At 60.3% G+C, this 17,340-nt stretch carries 19 protein-coding genes; 12 read left to right on the forward strand and 7 right to left on the reverse strand.

The window, feature by feature from the left end; genetic code table 11:
• A partial coding sequence (locus V6M90_RS00005; RefSeq protein WP_332845916.1) for a hypothetical protein occupies window positions 1-257 on the forward strand: 257 nt, incomplete at its 5' end.
• A gap of 111 nt (window positions 258-368) precedes the next feature.
• Here V6M90_RS00005 and V6M90_RS00010 read toward each other — a convergent pair.
• Together V6M90_RS00010 and V6M90_RS00015 are read right to left on the reverse strand one after the other, a co-directional pair.
• Window positions 369-1,862 carry a CoA-acylating methylmalonate-semialdehyde dehydrogenase gene (locus tag V6M90_RS00010; protein ID WP_003171530.1) on the reverse strand — a complete coding sequence of 498 codons (1,494 nt, stop codon included), beginning with the start codon at window positions 1,860-1,862 and terminating at the stop codon, window positions 369-371.
• 39 nt (window positions 1,863-1,901) lie between these two features.
• The gene (locus V6M90_RS00015; protein ID WP_332845917.1) at window positions 1,902-3,251 is read right to left on the reverse strand and encodes an aspartate aminotransferase family protein; all 1,350 of its coding nucleotides are present in this window, start codon (window positions 3,249-3,251) and stop codon (window positions 1,902-1,904) included.
• A 125-nt stretch (window positions 3,252-3,376) separates the two neighbouring features.
• Between V6M90_RS00015 and V6M90_RS00020 the strand changes: the two genes are divergently transcribed.
• The 6 genes from V6M90_RS00020 (at window position 3,377) to V6M90_RS00045 (ending at window position 9,413) form a co-directional block, all read left to right on the forward strand.
• Window positions 3,377-4,297 (forward strand): LysR family transcriptional regulator, encoded by a 921-nt coding sequence (locus V6M90_RS00020; protein WP_003171528.1) that lies wholly within the window; start codon window positions 3,377-3,379, stop codon window positions 4,295-4,297.
• 88 nt (window positions 4,298-4,385) lie between these two features.
• On the forward strand, window positions 4,386-5,780 hold the full coding sequence (locus V6M90_RS00025) for a uracil-xanthine permease family protein (protein WP_332845918.1): 1,395 nt from the start codon (window positions 4,386-4,388) through the stop codon (window positions 5,778-5,780).
• A gap of 87 nt (window positions 5,781-5,867) precedes the next feature.
• Window positions 5,868-6,527, forward strand: coding sequence for a TetR/AcrR family transcriptional regulator (locus V6M90_RS00030; RefSeq protein ID WP_141062986.1), 660 nt, complete (start codon window positions 5,868-5,870; stop codon window positions 6,525-6,527).
• A gap of 12 nt (window positions 6,528-6,539) precedes the next feature.
• Window positions 6,540-7,121, forward strand: coding sequence for an IMPACT family protein (locus V6M90_RS00035; protein WP_078731408.1), 582 nt, complete (start codon window positions 6,540-6,542; stop codon window positions 7,119-7,121).
• 57 nt (window positions 7,122-7,178) lie between these two features.
• Window positions 7,179-7,865, forward strand: a complete 687-nt coding sequence (locus tag V6M90_RS00040) for an SDR family oxidoreductase (RefSeq protein WP_003171524.1) — start codon at window positions 7,179-7,181, stop codon at window positions 7,863-7,865.
• 189 nt (window positions 7,866-8,054) lie between these two features.
• Window positions 8,055-9,413 carry an 8-oxoguanine deaminase gene (locus V6M90_RS00045; RefSeq protein WP_141062987.1) on the forward strand — a complete coding sequence of 453 codons (1,359 nt, stop codon included), beginning with the start codon at window positions 8,055-8,057 and terminating at the stop codon, window positions 9,411-9,413.
• 27 nt (window positions 9,414-9,440) lie between these two features.
• Here V6M90_RS00045 and V6M90_RS00050 read toward each other — a convergent pair whose 3' ends face one another.
• Window positions 9,441-10,532: a calcium:proton antiporter gene (locus tag V6M90_RS00050; protein WP_141062988.1), complete on the reverse strand. Its 1,092-nt coding sequence runs from the start codon at window positions 10,530-10,532 to the stop codon at window positions 9,441-9,443.
• 193 nt (window positions 10,533-10,725) lie between these two features.
• Between V6M90_RS00050 and V6M90_RS00055 the strand changes: the two genes are divergently transcribed.
• A complete protein-coding gene (locus V6M90_RS00055) occupies window positions 10,726-11,679 on the forward strand; it encodes an adenosine deaminase (protein ID WP_003171521.1) in 954 nt (317 codons plus the stop codon).
• Between the two features lie 88 nt (window positions 11,680-11,767).
• On the opposite strand, the gene V6M90_RS00060 is transcribed toward V6M90_RS00055, so the two are convergent.
• Entirely contained in the window at window positions 11,768-12,454 is a 687-nt protein-coding gene (locus V6M90_RS00060) for an ArsR/SmtB family transcription factor (protein WP_003171520.1), read from the reverse strand.
• A 134-nt stretch (window positions 12,455-12,588) separates the two neighbouring features.
• Window positions 12,589-13,518, reverse strand: coding sequence for a LysR family transcriptional regulator (locus V6M90_RS00065; RefSeq protein WP_141062990.1), 930 nt, complete (start codon window positions 13,516-13,518; stop codon window positions 12,589-12,591).
• A 116-nt stretch (window positions 13,519-13,634) separates the two neighbouring features.
• Between V6M90_RS00065 and V6M90_RS00070 the strand changes: the two genes are divergently transcribed.
• The 3 genes from V6M90_RS00070 (at window position 13,635) to V6M90_RS00080 (ending at window position 15,286) form a co-directional block, all read left to right on the forward strand.
• A complete protein-coding gene (locus V6M90_RS00070) occupies window positions 13,635-13,928 on the forward strand; it encodes a putative quinol monooxygenase (RefSeq protein ID WP_003171517.1) in 294 nt (97 codons plus the stop codon).
• A gap of 25 nt (window positions 13,929-13,953) precedes the next feature.
• Window positions 13,954-14,967, forward strand: coding sequence for a zinc-binding alcohol dehydrogenase family protein (locus tag V6M90_RS00075; RefSeq protein ID WP_003171515.1), 1,014 nt, complete (start codon window positions 13,954-13,956; stop codon window positions 14,965-14,967).
• A gap of 145 nt (window positions 14,968-15,112) precedes the next feature.
• Window positions 15,113-15,286, forward strand: a complete 174-nt coding sequence (locus V6M90_RS00080; protein ID WP_003171514.1) for a hypothetical protein — start codon at window positions 15,113-15,115, stop codon at window positions 15,284-15,286.
• A gap of 8 nt (window positions 15,287-15,294) precedes the next feature.
• Here the strand turns inward: V6M90_RS00080 and V6M90_RS00085 are convergent, their stop codons facing one another.
• Window positions 15,295-16,488 (reverse strand): multidrug effflux MFS transporter, encoded by a 1,194-nt coding sequence (locus tag V6M90_RS00085; RefSeq protein ID WP_078731401.1) that lies wholly within the window; start codon window positions 16,486-16,488, stop codon window positions 15,295-15,297.
• A gap of 84 nt (window positions 16,489-16,572) precedes the next feature.
• The gene (locus tag V6M90_RS00090; RefSeq protein ID WP_003171512.1) at window positions 16,573-16,770 is read right to left on the reverse strand and encodes a heavy-metal-associated domain-containing protein; all 198 of its coding nucleotides are present in this window, start codon (window positions 16,768-16,770) and stop codon (window positions 16,573-16,575) included.
• A 147-nt stretch (window positions 16,771-16,917) separates the two neighbouring features.
• On the opposite strand from V6M90_RS00090, the gene V6M90_RS00095 reads away from it, so the two are divergent.
• Window positions 16,918-17,298 (forward strand): hypothetical protein, encoded by a 381-nt coding sequence (locus V6M90_RS00095; protein ID WP_305428358.1) that lies wholly within the window; start codon window positions 16,918-16,920, stop codon window positions 17,296-17,298.
• The last annotated feature ends 42 nt before the right edge of the window (window positions 17,299-17,340 follow it).

The raw sequence follows: 17,340 nt of genomic DNA on the forward strand, positions 1-17,340 counted from the left end.
CAGCAGCCTCATTTGCTGTCAAGCGGTTATTTTCAGAAGCTTTCGAAGATTTCTTCAACAACTTCAACCACTTGCGCCTCCGATCTCTCGTTAGCGGGAGGCGAATTCTACAGCGTTACACGCTGCTGTCAACACCTCTTTTTCAACTTCCTTTTGGCTTCGATGAACTGAAGCGACCTGCTGTCGAAAACTACTTAACTCATTGTTTACCAAGGAGTTTTCCGTTTCGACTGCGCCGGAAGTGGGGCGAATTATAGGCTTCCAGAATCTGCCGTCAACCTTCTTTTTCATATTTCTGTCATATAGGTCAAAAACGCCCAGAAACGCGAAAGCCGGCCCCAAGGGGCCGGCTTTGCGTTTACCGAGCCTTACAAGCTGGGGAATGCGAACTGCGATGCTTCATGGCTGGCCCGTTGCGGCCAACGCTGGGTAATCGCCTTGCGACGGGTATAGAAACGCACCCCATCCGGCCCATACGCATGCAGATCGCCGAACAGCGAGCGCTTCCAGCCGCCAAAGCTGTGATAGGCCACAGGCACCGGCAAAGGAACGTTCACACCCACCATGCCCACTTCAATCTCGTCACAGAACAGACGCGCCGCTTCACCATCGCGAGTGAAGATACAGGTACCGTTGCCATATTCATGATCATTGATCAACTGCATCGCCGCTTCCAGGCTGTCCACCCGTACCACGCACAATACCGGGCCGAAGATTTCCTCTTTGTAGATGCGCATCTCAGGCGTCACACGATCAAACAAGCTGCCGCCCAAGAAGAACCCTTCCTCATGCCCCGCAACACTCAAGCCACGACCGTCGACGACCAGTTCCGCACCCGCAGCCACACCGTCTTCTATATAACCGCTGACCTTATCCCGCGCCTGCCCCGTCACCAAAGGCCCCATATCCAGGCCGCAGGACGTACCCGCCCCGATCTTCAGCGCCTTGACCTGCGGCACCAGCTTGGCGATTAACGCATCCGCCACCTGATCACCCACACACACAGCCACCGAAATCGCCATGCAGCGCTCGCCGCAGGAACCATATGCCGCGCCCATCAAGGCACTGACCGCATTGTCCAGATCCGCATCCGGCATCAGCACGGCATGGTTCTTCGCCCCACCCAGCGCCTGAACGCGCTTGCCGCGCTTGGTCGCCTCGGAATAGATGTACTCGGCAATCGGCGTTGAGCCCACAAAGCTCAGCGCTTTCACTTCCGGCGCTTGGATCAATGCATCCACCGCGCCCTTGTCGCCGTGCACCACACTCAGCACGCCTTTAGGCAGACCGGCTTCCTGCAACAGTTGTGCGATCAGCAGCGTTGAGCTCGGATCACGCTCCGAAGGTTTGAGGATGAAGCAGTTGCCGCACACAATCGCCAGCGGGTACATCCACAGCGGCACCATCGCCGGGAAGTTGAACGGGGTAATACCCGCCACCACACCCAACGGCTGGAAATCTGACCAGGCATCAATGTTCGGCCCGACGTTACGGCTGTACTCGCCCTTGAGAATCTCCGGTGCCGAGCATGCGTACTCCACGTTCTCGATCCCGCGCTTCAACTCGCCAGCCGCATCTTCCAAGGTCTTGCCGTGTTCCTCGCTGATCAATTGCGAGATACGCGCTTCGTTCTGCTCCAGCAACTGCTTGAAACGAAACATCACCTGGGCACGCTTGGCCGCCGGCGTATTGCGCCACGCGGGGAAAGCTGCCTTGGCCGAGTCAATTGCACGCTGGATAGTTTCACGACTGGCCAACGGCACCTGGTGAATCACCTGACCGGTGGACGGGTTGTATACGTCGGCACTACGGCCGCTGTCGTCGACCAGCTCGCCGTTGATCAAATGCTGGATAAGGCTCATGCAGGGCTCCTGAGAAATTGTTCTATATAGAAGGAGAAATCAGTCGATTTTGTTCAGCACTTCGCCGACCGCATCGAACAGGCGATCCAGGTCTTGCGGTTTGCTGTTGAAGGTTGGCCCGAACTGCAGGGTGTCGCCGCCAAAGCGCACGTAGAACCCGGCCTTCCATAAGGCCATGCCAGCCTCGAATGGGCGCACGATGGGGTCGCCGTCGCGTGTGGCGATCTGGATCGCACCGGCCAGGCCGTAGTTGCGAATGTCGATCACATTCTTGCTGCCCTTCAAACCATGCAGTGCATTCTCAAAGTGCGGCGCGACTTCGGCCACGCTCTGCACCAGGTTTTCCTTCTGCAACAGATCCAACGCCGCCAGACCGGCAGCGCACGCCACCGGGTGTGCCGAGTAGGTATAGCCGTGGGGGAATTCCACCGCGTACTCCGGCGTCGCCTGGTTCATGAAGGTCTGATAAATCTCGCTGCTGGCAATCACCGCGCCCATTGGGATCGCGCCGTTGGTGACTTGCTTGGCAATGCACATCAGGTCCGGGGTCACGCCGAAGCTGTCGGCGCCGAACATCGAGCCGGTACGGCCGAAACCGGTGATCACTTCGTCAAACACCAGCAGGATGTTGTGCTGGTCGCAAATCTCACGCAGACGCTTGAGGTAACCCTGCGGCGGCACCAGTACACCGGCGGAACCGGCCATCGGCTCGACAAATACGGCGGCAATATTGGAAGCGTCATGCAGTTCGATCAGCTTGAGCAGCTCATCGGCCAGCGCAATACCGCCCTGCTCCGGCATGCCACGGGAAAACGCATTGCTCGCCAACAAGGTGTGCGGCAGATGGTCAACATCCATCATCGCCTGACCAAACATCTTACGGTTACCATTAACACCGCCCAGGCTGGTACCGGCGATGTTCACGCCGTGGTAGCCACGGGCACGGCCGATCATCTTGGTCTTGGTCGCCTGGCCTTTCAGGCGCCAGTAGGCACGCACCATCTTCACCGCGGTATCGGCGCACTCGGAACCGGAGTCGGTGAAGAACACATGATTCAGGTTGCCTGGGGTCAGGTCGGTAATCTTTTCCGCCAGTTGGAAGGACAACGGATGACCGTACTGGAAGCCCGGAGAGTAGTCCAAGGTGCCCAGTTGCTTGGCCACCGCCTCCTGGATTTCCTTACGCGTATGCCCGGCGCCGCAAGTCCAAAGGCCCGACAACGAGTCGTAGACCTTGCGCCCCTTGTCATCCGTCAACCAGCTGCCTTCGGCGGCCACGATCAGGCGCGGGTCACGCTGGAAGTTACGGTTAGCGGTGTAGGGCATCCAGTGAGCGTCAAGCTTCAGTTGGCTGGCCAGGGACGATGGGGCGTTTTCGCGCATGTTCATCAGCAAAACCTCGCAGGGCAAACGACGGCGTCGGGATTGAAAAGCATTGTTGCAGCTAAATTGCCACGGGGATAAAGTTGATGAAATCCAACTTTTCTAACCTTCAGTCAGACCACGACTAAACTATGAGCCTGCGTCGACCCGATCCCCTGGCCCAAGTCAGCGACTTCGATATCCGCCTGCTGCGCATCTTTCGCAGTGTAGTGGAGTGCGGCGGTTTCTCCGCGGCGGAAACGGTACTCGGTATCGGTCGTTCAGCCATCAGCCAACAGATGAGCGACCTTGAGCAGCGCCTCGGTCTAAGGCTTTGCCAACGGGGCCGCGCCGGGTTCTCCCTGACCGAAGAAGGCCGGGAGGTCTACCAATCTGCTCTGCAACTACTGAGTGCGTTGGAAAGTTTCCGCACCGAGGTCAACGGCCTGCACCAGCATTTGCGCGGCGAATTGATCATCGGCCTCACCGACAATCTCGTCACCCTGCCGCACATGCGCATCACCCACGCCTTGGCGCAGTTGAAGGAGCGCGGCCCGGATGTGCAGATCCAGATCCGCATGATCGCGCCCAATGAAGTCGAACAGGGCGTGCTCGACGGGCGCCTGCATGTCGGCGTGGTCCCTCAGGCCAGCGCCCTATCGGGGCTGGAATACCAACCGCTGTACAGCGAACGCTCCCTGCTCTACTGCGCGGTCGGTCATCCACTGTTTTATGCCGACGACAAGCAACTGGACGACGAACGCATCGACAGCCAGGACGCCATCGCCCCCACCTTCCGCCTGCCTGCCGAGATCCAGGCCCACTACCAGGCGCTCAACTGCACGGCCAGCGCCTCGGACCGCGAAGGCATGGCCTTCCTGATCCTCACCGGCCGCTATATCGGCTACCTGCCCGATCACTACGCCAGCCTATGGGTGCAACAAGGCCGACTGCGCGCGCTGAAATCGGCTACGCGTTTTTACGATTTAAGCCTGGCATCGGTCACGCGCAAGGGCCGTCGCCCTCATTTGGTGCTGGAAAGCTTCCTGGACAGCCTGGCCGCAACACGTTGACGCGGGCCTCGCGCAAAAAGCTGAGCAATTGGACAGCTTTTTGCAAGAGCACTTGGACCTAGAATCGTCCGCCTCGAGTTAGCCCGCCATGCCACCAGAATCCTCCAGCCCCAGCGACCTGATCTACGGCCTCAACGACCGTCCGAAACCCGCCCCGGCCTTTTTGGCCGCACTGCAACATGTGCTGGCCGCTTTTGTAGGCATCATCACCCCGCCACTGATCATCGGCTCCACCCTGGGCCTGACCGCGCATTTGCCCTACCTGATCAGCATGGCGTTGATGGTGTCCGGGGTCGGCACCTTCATCCAGGCGCGCAGGCCGTTTGGCATCGGCGCCGGGATGATCTGCCTGCAAGGCACCAGCTTCGCCTTTCTCGGCGCGGTACTTTCAGCCGGTTTCCTGGTGAAACAACGCGGTGGCAGCCCGGAAGACATCATGGCGATGATCTTCGGCGTGTGCTTTTTCGGCGCAGCGGTGCAGATCGTGCTGAGCCGTTTCATTGGCCAACTGCGCCGCGTAATCACGCCACTGGTCACCGGCATCGTGATCACCTTGATCGGTATCAGCCTGATCAAAGTCGGCATCACCGACCTTGGCGGCGGCTTCAATGCCCCTGACTTCGGTGCCCCCACCAATCTGGCGCTGGGCCTGTTCGTGGTGTTGACGATCATCCTGCTCAACCGCTCGAACACGGCCTGGGTGCGCCTCTCGGCCATCATCATCGGTCTGATACTCGGCAGTCTGGCCGCCTGGCTCAGCGGCAAACTGGTACCCCAGGCACTTGCGGACTTGCCCTGGGTCAGCGTGCCGATACCGTTTCGCTTTGGCTTCAATTTCGACTGGAGCGCCTTCCTACCGATCGCGCTGATTTATCTGATCAGCAGCATCGAAACGGTCGGCGACCTCACCGCCAACTGCATGATCGCGCGCCAACCTATCAGCGGCCCTTCTTATATAGGCCGACTCAAGGGTGGCGTGCTGGGTGATGGTGTCAGTTGCATGATCGCCGCTACGTTCAGTGCCTTCCCCAATACCACCTTCGCGCAGAACAACGGTGTGATCCAACTCACCGGCGTGGCCAGCCGTTACGTCGGCTTATATATCGGTGTGGTGCTGTTTTACCTCGGTTTGTTTCCGTTGATTGGCGCCGTGTTGCAGCAACTTCCCAAACCGGTCCTGGGCGGCGCGACCCTGGTGATGTTCGGCAGTGTGGCCGCCGCCGGCGTGCGCATCCTCGCCCAGGCACCGCTGGATCGACGTAGCATGCTGATCATCGCCACCTCGTTTGGCGTCGGCCTGGGCATCGCCGCCCAGCCAAACCTGTTGCACCAGATGCCGACATTGGTGCAGAACCTGTTTGACTCCGCCATCACCAGCGGTGGCCTGACCGCCATTGTGTTGTGCCTCTTGTTACCGGAAGCCAAAGCGACCCACACAGGCGCAAACCACTCGCCCGAAAGCGACACACTGGAATCGCTTTGACGGTTTTATTGCATCGGGACTTGTCTGGGGCTTGAGGGTGGGTTATCTGTGCACACGTCGTCTCTCTCGATCAGCACGGTACTCTCCATGAGCCTCGAAGTTCCCGCCCACAGCAACCACGCCGGTAAACCCGCCAGCCGCATTCGGCAAAAGAATGAACAAGCGATTCTCCAGGCTGCTGAGGATGAGTTCGCGCGCCATGGCTACAAGGGCACCAGCATGAACACCATTGCTGCGAGTGCGGGGCTGCCCAAAGCCAACCTGCATTATTACTTCACCAACAAGCTAGGCCTGTATATCGCGGTGCTCAGCAATATCCTCGAACTGTGGGACAGCACGTTCAATACGCTGACCGCCGAAGACGACCCGGCCGTGGCCCTCTCTCGCTACATCCGCACCAAGATGGAGTTCTCGCGGCGCCAGCCCCAGGCCTCGCGGATCTTTGCCATGGAGATCATCAGCGGCGGCGAATGCCTCACCGAATATTTCAGCCAGGACTACCGCGCCTGGTTCAGTGGCCGTGCGGCGGTGTTCCAGGCCTGGATCGACGCGGGCAAGATGGACGCCGTCGACCCGGTGCACCTGATCTTCCTGCTGTGGGGCAGCACCCAGCATTACGCCGACTTCGCCACCCAGATCTGCCGCGTGACCGGTCGCAGCAAGCTGACCAAGCAGGACATGGAAGACGCCGGCACCAACCTGATCCACATCATTCTCAAAGGTTGCGGCATCAAGTCCGCCCTCTAGACGAAGCCACTCATGCCTTTCACGCTCACAGGCCTGTGCGAATTTCGCGAAGAAATACGCAAAAGCCGCTTTATCACCCTCGCCGTGCCGATTACCAGCCCGCAGGACGCCCAGGCGTTTTTCGAGCAGCACAGCGATCTGAACGCCACGCACAATTGCTGGGCCTGGAAGCTGGCCGATCAATACCGCAGCAATGACGACGGCGAACCCGGCGGCACCGCCGGGCGGCCAATTCTGGCGGCCATCGAGGCCCAGGGTTTCGATCAAGTCGCAGTGCTGGTGATTCGCTGGTACGGCGGCATCCAACTGGGCACCGGTGGCCTGGCCCGTGCCTACGGTGGCGGCGCAAATAAATGCCTGCAAACAGCCGAGCGCATCGAACTGATCAGCCGCGTAGCGCTGAGCTGCGCCTGCGGCTTCTCCGAGTTGAACCTGGTGAAGCTGCGCGTTGCCGAACTGGACGGATTGGTTATAGAGGAAACCTTCACCGCCAACGGTGTAGAACTGCAACTGGCCCTGGGCGAAGCCCACATCGATACCCTGCAAACCCAGCTCGCCGACCTGAGCCGTGGGCGTATCCTGCTGCAACGCTGAAACTGCTACTGTTGTTCCGCGCCATTCCCTGAACCGCGACTCCCAAGGAAGCTATTCATGTCTACGCCAAAAACCGCACTGATCATCGGCGCCTCGCGCGGGCTGGGCCTTGGCCTGGTCAAGCAATTGTTCCAGGACGGCTGGGACGTGACCGCCACCGTGCGTGACCCGAGCAAGGCCGATGCGCTGAAAGCCGTGGGCCCGGTGCAGATCGAAAAACTCGACATGGACGATCAGCAAGCCGTGATTGCCCTGGCCCAACGCCTCAAGGAGCGGACTTTCGACTTGCTGTTCGTCAATGCCGGTGTCAAAGGCCCGGCCAACCAGGAGCCTGGTCACGTCACATTGGCCGAAGTCGGCCAACTGTTTTTCACCAACGCCGTGGCACCGATCAACCTGGCACAGCGCTTTGTCGGGCAGATCCGCAAGGACAGCGGCGTACTGGCCTTCATGAGTTCGGTGCTGGGTAGCGTGACTATCCCCGACGGCTCAGACCTGGCGCTGTACAAGGCCAGCAAAGCCGCGCTCAACTCCATGACCAACAGTTTCATCACCCAGCTGGGCGACCACAAACTCACCGTACTGTCGATGCACCCGGGCTGGGTCAAGACCGACATGGGCGGAGAAAACGCGCATATCGATGTCGACACCAGCGTGCGCGGCCTGGTCGACCAGGTGAACGCCTACACCGGCAGAGGCGGCCATCACTTCGTGGACTACAAAGGCGACACCATCGCCTGGTAAACACCACGGATCGAAATGTGGGAGGGGGCTTGCTCTCTCTCACATTGATAGCGTCTATTTTCCTACAGCTAGACCAGCCCCAGAACTACACGTAATCTAAGCACTTCGCCCTCACCGGCGACCCTGGATCAGCAGACAGGGCAACACTGAGCTGGCAAACCTGAACCCATCATTCAGAGGAGCCGGCCAATGCCTGCGACCCGTATCTGGTTAAAAAACCCCCTCGCGATTTTTACTGCCAATGGCCTCGACGCCCGTGGCGGCCTGGTGCTGCAGGACGGTGTGATCACCGAAATGCTGGCCCTGGGGCAAGCACCTGCACAGCCCTGTGCACAGGTGTTCGACGCTCATGAACATGTGGTCCTTCCCGGGCTGATCAACACCCACCACCACTTCTACCAAACCCTGACCCGCGCCTGGGCACCGGTGGTCAACCAGCCCTTGTTCCCTTGGCTCAAAACCCTGTACCCGGTCTGGGCGCGGCTGACGCCGGAGAAACTCGCCCTGGCCAGCAAAGTCGCGCTGGCCGAGTTGCTGCTCTCAGGCTGCACCACCGCAGCCGATCACCACTACCTGTTCCCCGATGGGCTGGAAAACGCCATCGATGTACAAGTCGACAGCGTGCGTGAACTGGGCATGCGCGCCATGCTCACCCGGGGCTCCATGAGCCTGGGCGAAGCGGACGGCGGCTTGCCACCGCAGCAGACGGTGCAACAAGGCCAGGTGATTCTCGACGATAGCCAACGTCTGATCCGCAACTACCATGAGCGAGGCGAAGGGGCACAGATCCAGATCGCCCTGGCGCCCTGCTCACCGTTTTCCGTCACGCCGCAAATCATGCGAGCCAGCGCCGAGATGGCCAACAGCCTCGACGTGCGCCTGCACACCCACTTGGCGGAAACCCTCGATGAGGAAGACTTTTGCCTGCAGCGCTTCGGCCTGCGCACCGTGGACTACCTCGACAGCGTCGGCTGGCTCGGCCCGCGTACCTGGCTGGCTCATGGCATTCACTTCAATCCGGATGAAATCGCGCGCCTGGGCGCCGCCGGTACCGGCATCTGCCACTGCCCAAGCTCGAACATGCGCCTGGCCTCCGGCATCTGCCCGACCCTGGATTTGCTCGCCGCCGGCGCGCCTATCGGTCTTGGCGTGGATGGCTCCGCATCCAACGATGCGTCGAACATGATCCTCGAAGCGCGCCAGGCGCTGTATATCCAGCGCCTGCGTTACGGCGCCGAAAAAATCACTCCCGAAGGCGTGCTCGGCTGGGCCACCAAAGGCTCGGCGCAATTGCTGGGACGTACGGATATCGGCGAATTGGCCGTCGGCAAACAGGCCGACCTGGCGTTGTTCAAGCTTGATGAGCTGCGCTTCTCCGGTAGCCATGATCCGATTTCGGCGCTGCTGTTGTGCGGCGCCGACCGAGCTGACCGGGTGATGATCGCAGGCAAGTGGCGAGTGATCGACGGGCAGGTCGAAGGCCTGGATCTGAAGGGCTTGATCGCCGATCACACCCAGGCCGCACGGCAGTTGATCGCCGGCACCTAAGCAAACACAGTTCAAATCCTGCAGTGCTTATAGGCCTAGCAGAGACAACATGATAAAGGTCGCAAACAGCACAAAATGGGTCATCCCTTCGATGGCGTTGGTTTCGCCATCGTTGAGGTTGATCGCACTCACGATCAACGTAATAAACACCATCACCGTCTGCACCGGGGTCATCGCCATCTGGAACGGTTGGCCGGTGTAAAGCGCCATGGCCTCCATCACCGGCACCGTCAGAATCACCGTCGACAAGGAAGCACCCAGCGCGATGTTGACCACCGACTGCATGCGGTTGGCCAACGCTGCGCGCAACGCGGTCAGAATTTCCGGCGCCGCCGAAATAGCGGCCACTACAATCGCCGTGATCACCGGCGGTGCGCCCGTGCCTTCCAGGCCCAGGTCGAGTGTCTTGGACATCACCTCGGCCAGTGCGCCAATCACGATCACACCAAACACCAGGGTACCGATGGAGAACGCCAGGTTCACCGGCGTTTCCTGCTCTTCTTCGGGCAGTTTCCTGCGACGTTTTTCCGGGTAGCTGTAGCTGAAGAAGTAACTGTGCGGCCCCACCTGCATACGCAGGAACAAGGTGTAGAGCACCACCATCGCGCCGATGGTGAAGGCCGAGTAAATTTTCCAGTCAGCTTCGGGGATAAATTCCGGCACCACCATCGACACGCCCATGGCGGTAAGAATCATCACGCTGTAGGTGCGTGCTGAATCATCGTTGTAGGACTGCTCGCCATGCTTGATGCCGCCCATCAACGCGGCCAGGCCGAGGATGCCGTTGATATCGAGCATTACAGCGGAGTAGATCGTATCGCGCACCAGGGTCGGCGATGGTTCGTTACTCATCATGATCGCCAGGATCACCACCTCCACCAACACCGCCGCGAGGGTCAGGATCATGGTGCCGTAGGGGTCGCCGACTTTTTCCGCCAATTGCTCGGCGTGGTGGGCCACACGCATCGACGCCATCACGATGAAAGCGATCAGCGCCACACCGGCCAACAGCGCCACCATTTGCCCGCTGTGCAGCATCCAATGCTCCAACGGGTACGCAGCAATGGCAGCAATCAGCGCCAGCAGCATGAATTTTTCTTGCTTGAGGAGTGTAAGCATTACGGGCCTTTTCAAACGGCAAATCAGTCATTGATGGGGTACAGACTGCGCCACGCCGCTAACGTTTCGTTACATCTTAGTTGACGCCGCCCTTGTACGAATAAAACGAATACTCTCCTGCCGGTCAGGTTTTACCGATTATTTCGGCCATGCCCTGTAGAATGCCGCCATTGCACCTGATGAGATTTTAAAAATGTACGATTGGCTCAACGCCCTGCCCAAGGCAGAACTGCACCTGCATCTGGAAGGCTCGCTGGAGCCTGAATTGCTGTTCGCCCTGGCCGAACGCAACAAAATCGCGCTGCCGTGGAACGACGTTGAAACCCTGCGCAAGGCCTACGCCTTTAACAACCTGCAGGAATTTCTCGACCTGTACTACAAAGGCGCCGACGTGCTGCGCACCTCCCAGGATTTCTACGACCTGACCTGGGCCTACCTGCTGCGCTGCAAAGCGCAGAACGTGATCCATACCGAACCTTTCTTCGACCCGCAAACCCACACCGACCGTGGCGTGCCGTTCGAAGTGGTGCTTAACGGCATCGCCGCTGCGCTCAAAGATGGCGAACAGCAACTGGGCATCACCAGCGGCCTGATCCTTAGCTTCCTGCGCCACCTGAGCGAAGACGAAGCGCAGAAAACCCTCGACCAGGCGCTGCCGTTCCGTGACGCGTTCGTGGCCGTCGGCCTGGACAGTTCGGAAATGGGCCACCCGCCGAGCAAGTTTCAGCGCGTGTTCGACCGTGCCCGCCACGAAGGCTTCCTCACCGTCGCCCACGCCGGCGAAGAAGGCCCACCGGAGTACATATGGGAAGCCATCGACCTGCTGAAAATCCAGCGTATCGACCATGGCGTGCGCGCCATCGAAGATGAGCGCCTGATGCAACGCATCATCGACGAGCAGATCCCGCTCACCGTATGCCCGCTGTCCAACACTAAGCTCTGCGTATTCGACGACATGGCCCAGCACAACATTCTCGACATGCTTGAGCGTGGCGTGAAGGTAACGGTGAACTCCGACGATCCGGCGTACTTCGGTGGTTATGTGACCGAGAACTTCCACGCGCTGTACACCTCGCTGGGCATGACCCAGGATCAGGCCAAACGCTTGGCGCAGAACAGCCTGGACGCTCGGCTCGTAAAACCGTAACTGGATAACACAGGCCAAAACTGTGAGCGGGCTTGCCGTGGCGAGCCCGCATTTACCTTGTATTGACTGCTTGAACAGCGAAAGGCATCTACGACAGGGCCAATCGGGCGATTTCCACCAGCCCGAGATCGCTCACTTCTAGCGCCTGGGACTCATTGATCAAACTCACCCAGTTCGACTGCAAAAACAGTTGTAACAGCCCCGTACCCAACGTCCCCCCCAGATGCGGTTGCTGCCGACTCCAATCAAAACAATCGCACACCAGCGGCGACGCCAGCGCCTGGATGAAAATGCCCAGGTCCGCCAACTGCTGCGCGCCCTTGACCGTGACCTCGATACGCTGCTCAAGGCGTTCAATCCAACCCGCCGCCATCATCCGTTCGTAGAGCGCCGCCGCCAACTCGCCGCCGAGGTGGCCATGGCACAGGCGGGCATGCCGCAATGAAAGTGGCGCCAGCAGCAGCGGTGGTGAAGTTCCCGACGCTCGGCGTGCCGCACTGGCGAAGGTGGTGTTTGCCAATGCATCGATGGCAACCCTCACATCCGGGGCCGCCACGCGGAACAAACGCCCGCCGCGGCGCGCCTCAATGCGAAGCAAGCCACTGCCGGTCAACCGCGCCAGATGCGCATTGGCCGAGGCCGGTGACAGCCCGGCCAGCGTTGCCAGCTCCTGCGACGATCGGGCCGAACCGTCCATCAACGCCCAGAGCATGGCCGTGCGTTTTGGCTCGGCGAGCAAACTGGCGATCTGGCTGATGCAAGGTGCTTCTTCCATCGATTCACTCCCTGTCGAATTATTTTTGTGCTGCGGTTGGCGCCAAAGTATAGGTGCGCCGACCGCCAGTTCCGCGGCGTCTGACAGCGCGGATAGGGACAGGCTCTGAGTGAAACTTCCTGCTGTGATGAAGGTTATTGCCCCGTGCCCACGCGCGCCGGCAACTGCGCGGTCAATGTCGCACAACGGGACACGAGCATTTCGCGCAGCAGGTTGATGGGTTTGCTCAACTGGGCGCGGTGGGCGCACAGCAGATTGAGCGGCGTACGCTCGCCACGCAGCTCCGGCAGGATCAGGCGCAAGCGCCCGGCCAGCACGTCGGTACTCACATCCAGCCAGGACTTGTAGGCAATGCCCACACCCGCCACCGCCCAGCGGCGCACCACATCGGCATCGTCACTGAAGCGGTCGCCGCCAACCGTCAGGCTGACGTCACGTTTGCCGTCATGAAACGCCCAGTGGTCATGCACGCGACTGCCGAGCATATACAGCAGGCAATTGTGCTGGGCCAACTGCTCCAGGTGTCGAGGTTCGCCGTGCCGCGCCAGATAGACGGGGGCCGCGCACAATACGCGGATATTGTCCGGGGCCACAGGCAGCGCGATAAGGCTGGAATCCTCCGGCTCGCCATAGCGCAGGGCGATGTCCACCGGCTGACGGAACAGGTCGGCAATCCGATCGCCCAACAACAGGCGCACGGTGAGCTGCGGGTATTCGCGCTGGAACTCATCCAGCCACGGCAACAACTGGTTGCGGCCAAAATCGGAGGGCGCCGACAGTTGCAACACGCCGCTGACATGGTCCTGGCCACTGGCCAATAACCGCCGCCCCTCATCCAGCGAACTCAGCGCAGCGCGTGCATAGTCCAGGAAGCCTTCACCTTCGGCGGTCAAACGCAGACTGCGAGTGGAGCGCGCCAGCAAGCGCGCACCCAGTTGCTGTTCGATGCGTTTAAGCGCAGCGCTGGCCACGGCGGGCGACAGTTCCATCACCCGCGCCGCCGCCGACAGGCTGCCCAAGTCGGCCGCGCGCACAAACAACTGCAAATCATCAAAGCGCAGCATCTATCCGCCCATTATCAAAATTTTATTGAAACAGCCTAGCGTTTTAGCGGCTTTTATCTTCGTAGGAAATAGCCAATTATCTGCCCATCCCATTTATCACGTGTCTGGAGTCGACTATGTCCACCGCCTTTAACGTCATTGCCACGCTGATCGCCAAACCCGGCCAACAAGCCACTCTGGAAACCCTGCTGCGAGGCCTGCTGGAACCCACCCGCCTCGAAGCCGGCTGCGAGCAGTACGACCTGCACCAGGACCTGCAACACCCAGAGACCTTCTACATGCTTGAACGCTGGAGCGATGACGCCGCACTGGCCGATCACGACCAGAGCGCGCATATCCAGGATTTTCGCGCCAAGGCTGCCGACGTGCTCGAACATTTCGAACTCAAGCGCCTGACATTTCTTGCCTGATCACCATCCTTTTTCCGGAGTCCCCATGAAAGCCATTGCCTACTACGCCTCTCTGCCCATCAACGACGAACAATCGCTGCAAGACATCGAACTGCCAGCGCCGGTCGCCGGCCCGCGCGATCTGCTGGTGGAAGTCAAAGCCATTTCGGTCAACCCGGTGGATACCAAGGTGCGCCAGAACGTCGCCCCGGAAAACGGCGCCGCCAAAGTGCTGGGCTGGGACGTGGCCGGTGTGGTCAAGGCGGTCGGCAGTGACGTGACCCTGTTCAAGGCCGGCGACAAGGTGTTCTATGCCGGCTCCCTGTTGCGCCCAGGCGGCAACAGCGAACTGCACAGCGTGGACGAGCGCATCGTCGGCCATATGCCCAAGAGCTTGAGTTTTGCCGAAGCCGCCGCGCTGCCGCTGACCGCCATCACCGCCTGGGAACTGCTGTTCGAACGCCTGCAAGTGCGTGAGGGTAAACAGGATGAAGGCCAGAGCCTGCTGATCGTCGGCGCCGCCGGTGGCGTGGGTTCGATCCTGACCCAACTGGCCAGCCAGCTCACCGCCCTGAAAGTGATCGGCACCGCCTCGCGTCCGGAAACCCAGGCATGGGCCAAGGCACTCGGCGCCGACCTGGTGATCGACCACAGCCAACCGCTGAGCGAAGCGCTGGAACAGGCCGGCCACCCGCAAGTGACCCACGTCGCCAGCCTGACCCAGACCGACCATCACCTGGACCAACTGGTCGAAGCGCTGCAGCCTCAGGGCAAACTGGCGTTGATCGACGATCCCAAGGCATTGGACGTGAGCAAGCTCAAGCGCAAGAGCCTGTCACTGCACTGGGAGTTCATGTACACGCGCTCGATGTTCGAAACCCCGGACATGATCGAGCAGCACAACCTGCTCAACCGCGTGGCCGAACTGATCGATGCCGGCACCCTGGAAACCACGGTGGGCGAGCACTTTGGCCTGATCAATGCGGCGAATCTGCGCCGGGCCCATGCACTGCTGGAAAGCGGCAAGGCCAAGGGCAAGATCGTGTTGGAAGGGTTCTAGGAAGCGTCTGTCGGTGTCGTCCATTATTCACGTGAGTCATGGACGACACCGCTAGTCAGAGACTTGATCCTTGTCACATTTGTGAGCGTATTCAGGTTTATATTGGCCGCCTTTGCCACGATTCTTTTACGTGAGGAAGTCAGCAATGAAAATCCTGATAAAAGCGTTAGCAAAATCCCAGTGGGAGGTCCGGCTGGATCAGAAAGCCATTATTTTCCACACCGAAGCCGAGGCTCGCGCCTTTGCCGATACCCTGCAGGCGCGCATCCAGGCGCCCCATCGCTTTCCTGTCAGCCAGCCACAGTCCGCCGCTGGCTGAACCGCCCTTCAGACCTGCGCCTGCAAGGCTCTGGTTCGTTGCAGGCGCTGGGTCGATACGGCCACCGTCACCGCCAACACACCGCACAAGCTGATGACCATCGCCATCGGCATGGCCGTGCCATCGTGCAACAGTCCCACCAACGACGCCGCGCCCGCCGCCACGCCGAACTGGATGCAGCCGAGCAACGCCGACGCGCTTCCCGCTCGGGCGCCCTGCCCGCTCATGGCGCAGGCCGAGGTGTTGGGCAAAATGCAGCCCAGGCTGGCAATGCAGATAAACAAAGGCACCAGCAATGGCCACAATGCGTCAGTGTGCAGCGCCGAAATGCCCAGCAGCGTCATGCCTGCCAACGCATAGAGCCACACCGTGCGCGACAGCAAAAACGCCGGGCCACGCTTGGCCAGCAAGCGCGCGTTGAGCTGTGCCACCAGAATAAAACCGGCGGCGTTGGAACCGAACACCCAGCCGTAATGCTCGGCGGGCACGCCATAGAGCTTGATAAACACGAACGGTGAACCGGCGATGTAGGCAAACATCCCGGCAATCGACAGCGCGCCGGTCAGCGCGTAACCGAGATAAACCCGGTCCGACAGCAGCCCCAAGTAGCGGCGCAGCGAGCCGGACAACGGCTGGCGCGGCTGATGGGCCGGGAAGGTTTCCGGCAAACCGACCGCCACGGCGACCGCCGCCATCACACTGAAGATCGACAACGCCAGGAAGATCGACTGCCAGCCCCAGAGTCCTACCATCAGGCCACCGGCCAGTGGCGCAAGGATCGGCGCCAGGCCGGTCACCAGCATCAGTTGGGAAAACACTTTGGCCGAACCCACCGCATCACACTTGTCGCTCACCACCGCACGGGAGATCACCATGCCTGCGCAGCCGCCCAGCGCCTGCACGAAGCGCGCGCCGATCAGCCAGTCCAGGGAAGGAGCATAGGCACAGGCGAAAGACGCCAGGGTAAACAGGGTCACGCCGCTGAGCAGCGGCCCGCGTCGACCAAAACGGTCCGCCAGCGGGCCGTAGATCAATTGGCCGATGGCCAGGCCGGCAAAATACACCGCCAGGGTCAGCTGGATATGTTTTTCATCGGTGGCGAACGCCGTGGCCATTGCCGGAAAGCCCGGCAGGTAAAAATCGATCGCCAGCGGCGCGAAGGCGCTCAAGGCGCCCAGGATCAGAATTATGCGAAGGTTCATCAGGCACCCAAGTGAGTCGGCAGCCCCACAGTCTAGCCGGGCCAGGGTGCCTTGAACATAAAGATAGCTCGCTAACTATTAAAATCAGGCGAGCTTGGCTTTATAGCCTTCTTCTGTAATGAGGTTGATCACTTGGTCGGCAGACAAACGGCTTTCCACGCCCACTTCCCTGGCGGCCAGATCAACCTTCACACTGGCCGCCGGGTCCTGGCTCTGCACCGCCTGGGTCACCGCCTTGACGCAATGGCCGCAGGTCATTCCTTCAACGCTGAATACTTGCATGACATGACTCCTTTGATGAGGTTGACGCCAGTCTCGACCTTGCCACGATGGCAAGGTCAAGTTTTGAAAACTTTGGCCGGGCTGGTATTCGACGCCACTGTCGGCCAAGCTTGACGCATCGTTGATTCAACCCTCGGAGCATTCGCCATGCGCTGGTCGTTTTTTGGCCTTGTCGGCCTGATGAGCTTGTCTGCCGCTGCGCCCCTGGCCAGCGCCGCCGAAGACTATGCGGTCCTGATTATTTCCCGCGAACGCCTGGAAGTACTGACCAACTGTGAGATCGGCCTGTACCTCAATGACCAGTTGGCAGGGCGGCTGTTCCAGGAGCAGGCCACCTCGTTCAACTTGCCGGCGGGCGATCTGTCGTTGCGCTTGAAGCTCCTGCCGGGCCAGGCGCGCGGATGCCTTCCAGGCCTGCTGGCGCCGCCGGCGCAAAACATCAAGCTCAAGGTCGGTGAAGTACGCAAGTTACGTATCGCCCAAGGCCCGGACGGCATGTACCTCAAGCCCGCTGCACTGGAATACTGAAGGCGCTTGACCTTCCCCACAGGTCAAGGTTGATCCTAGGCG

The sequence above is a fragment of the Pseudomonas lactucae genome, from assembly GCF_036688725.1.
GTDB lineage: Bacteria > Pseudomonadota > Gammaproteobacteria > Pseudomonadales > Pseudomonadaceae > Aquipseudomonas > Aquipseudomonas lactucae.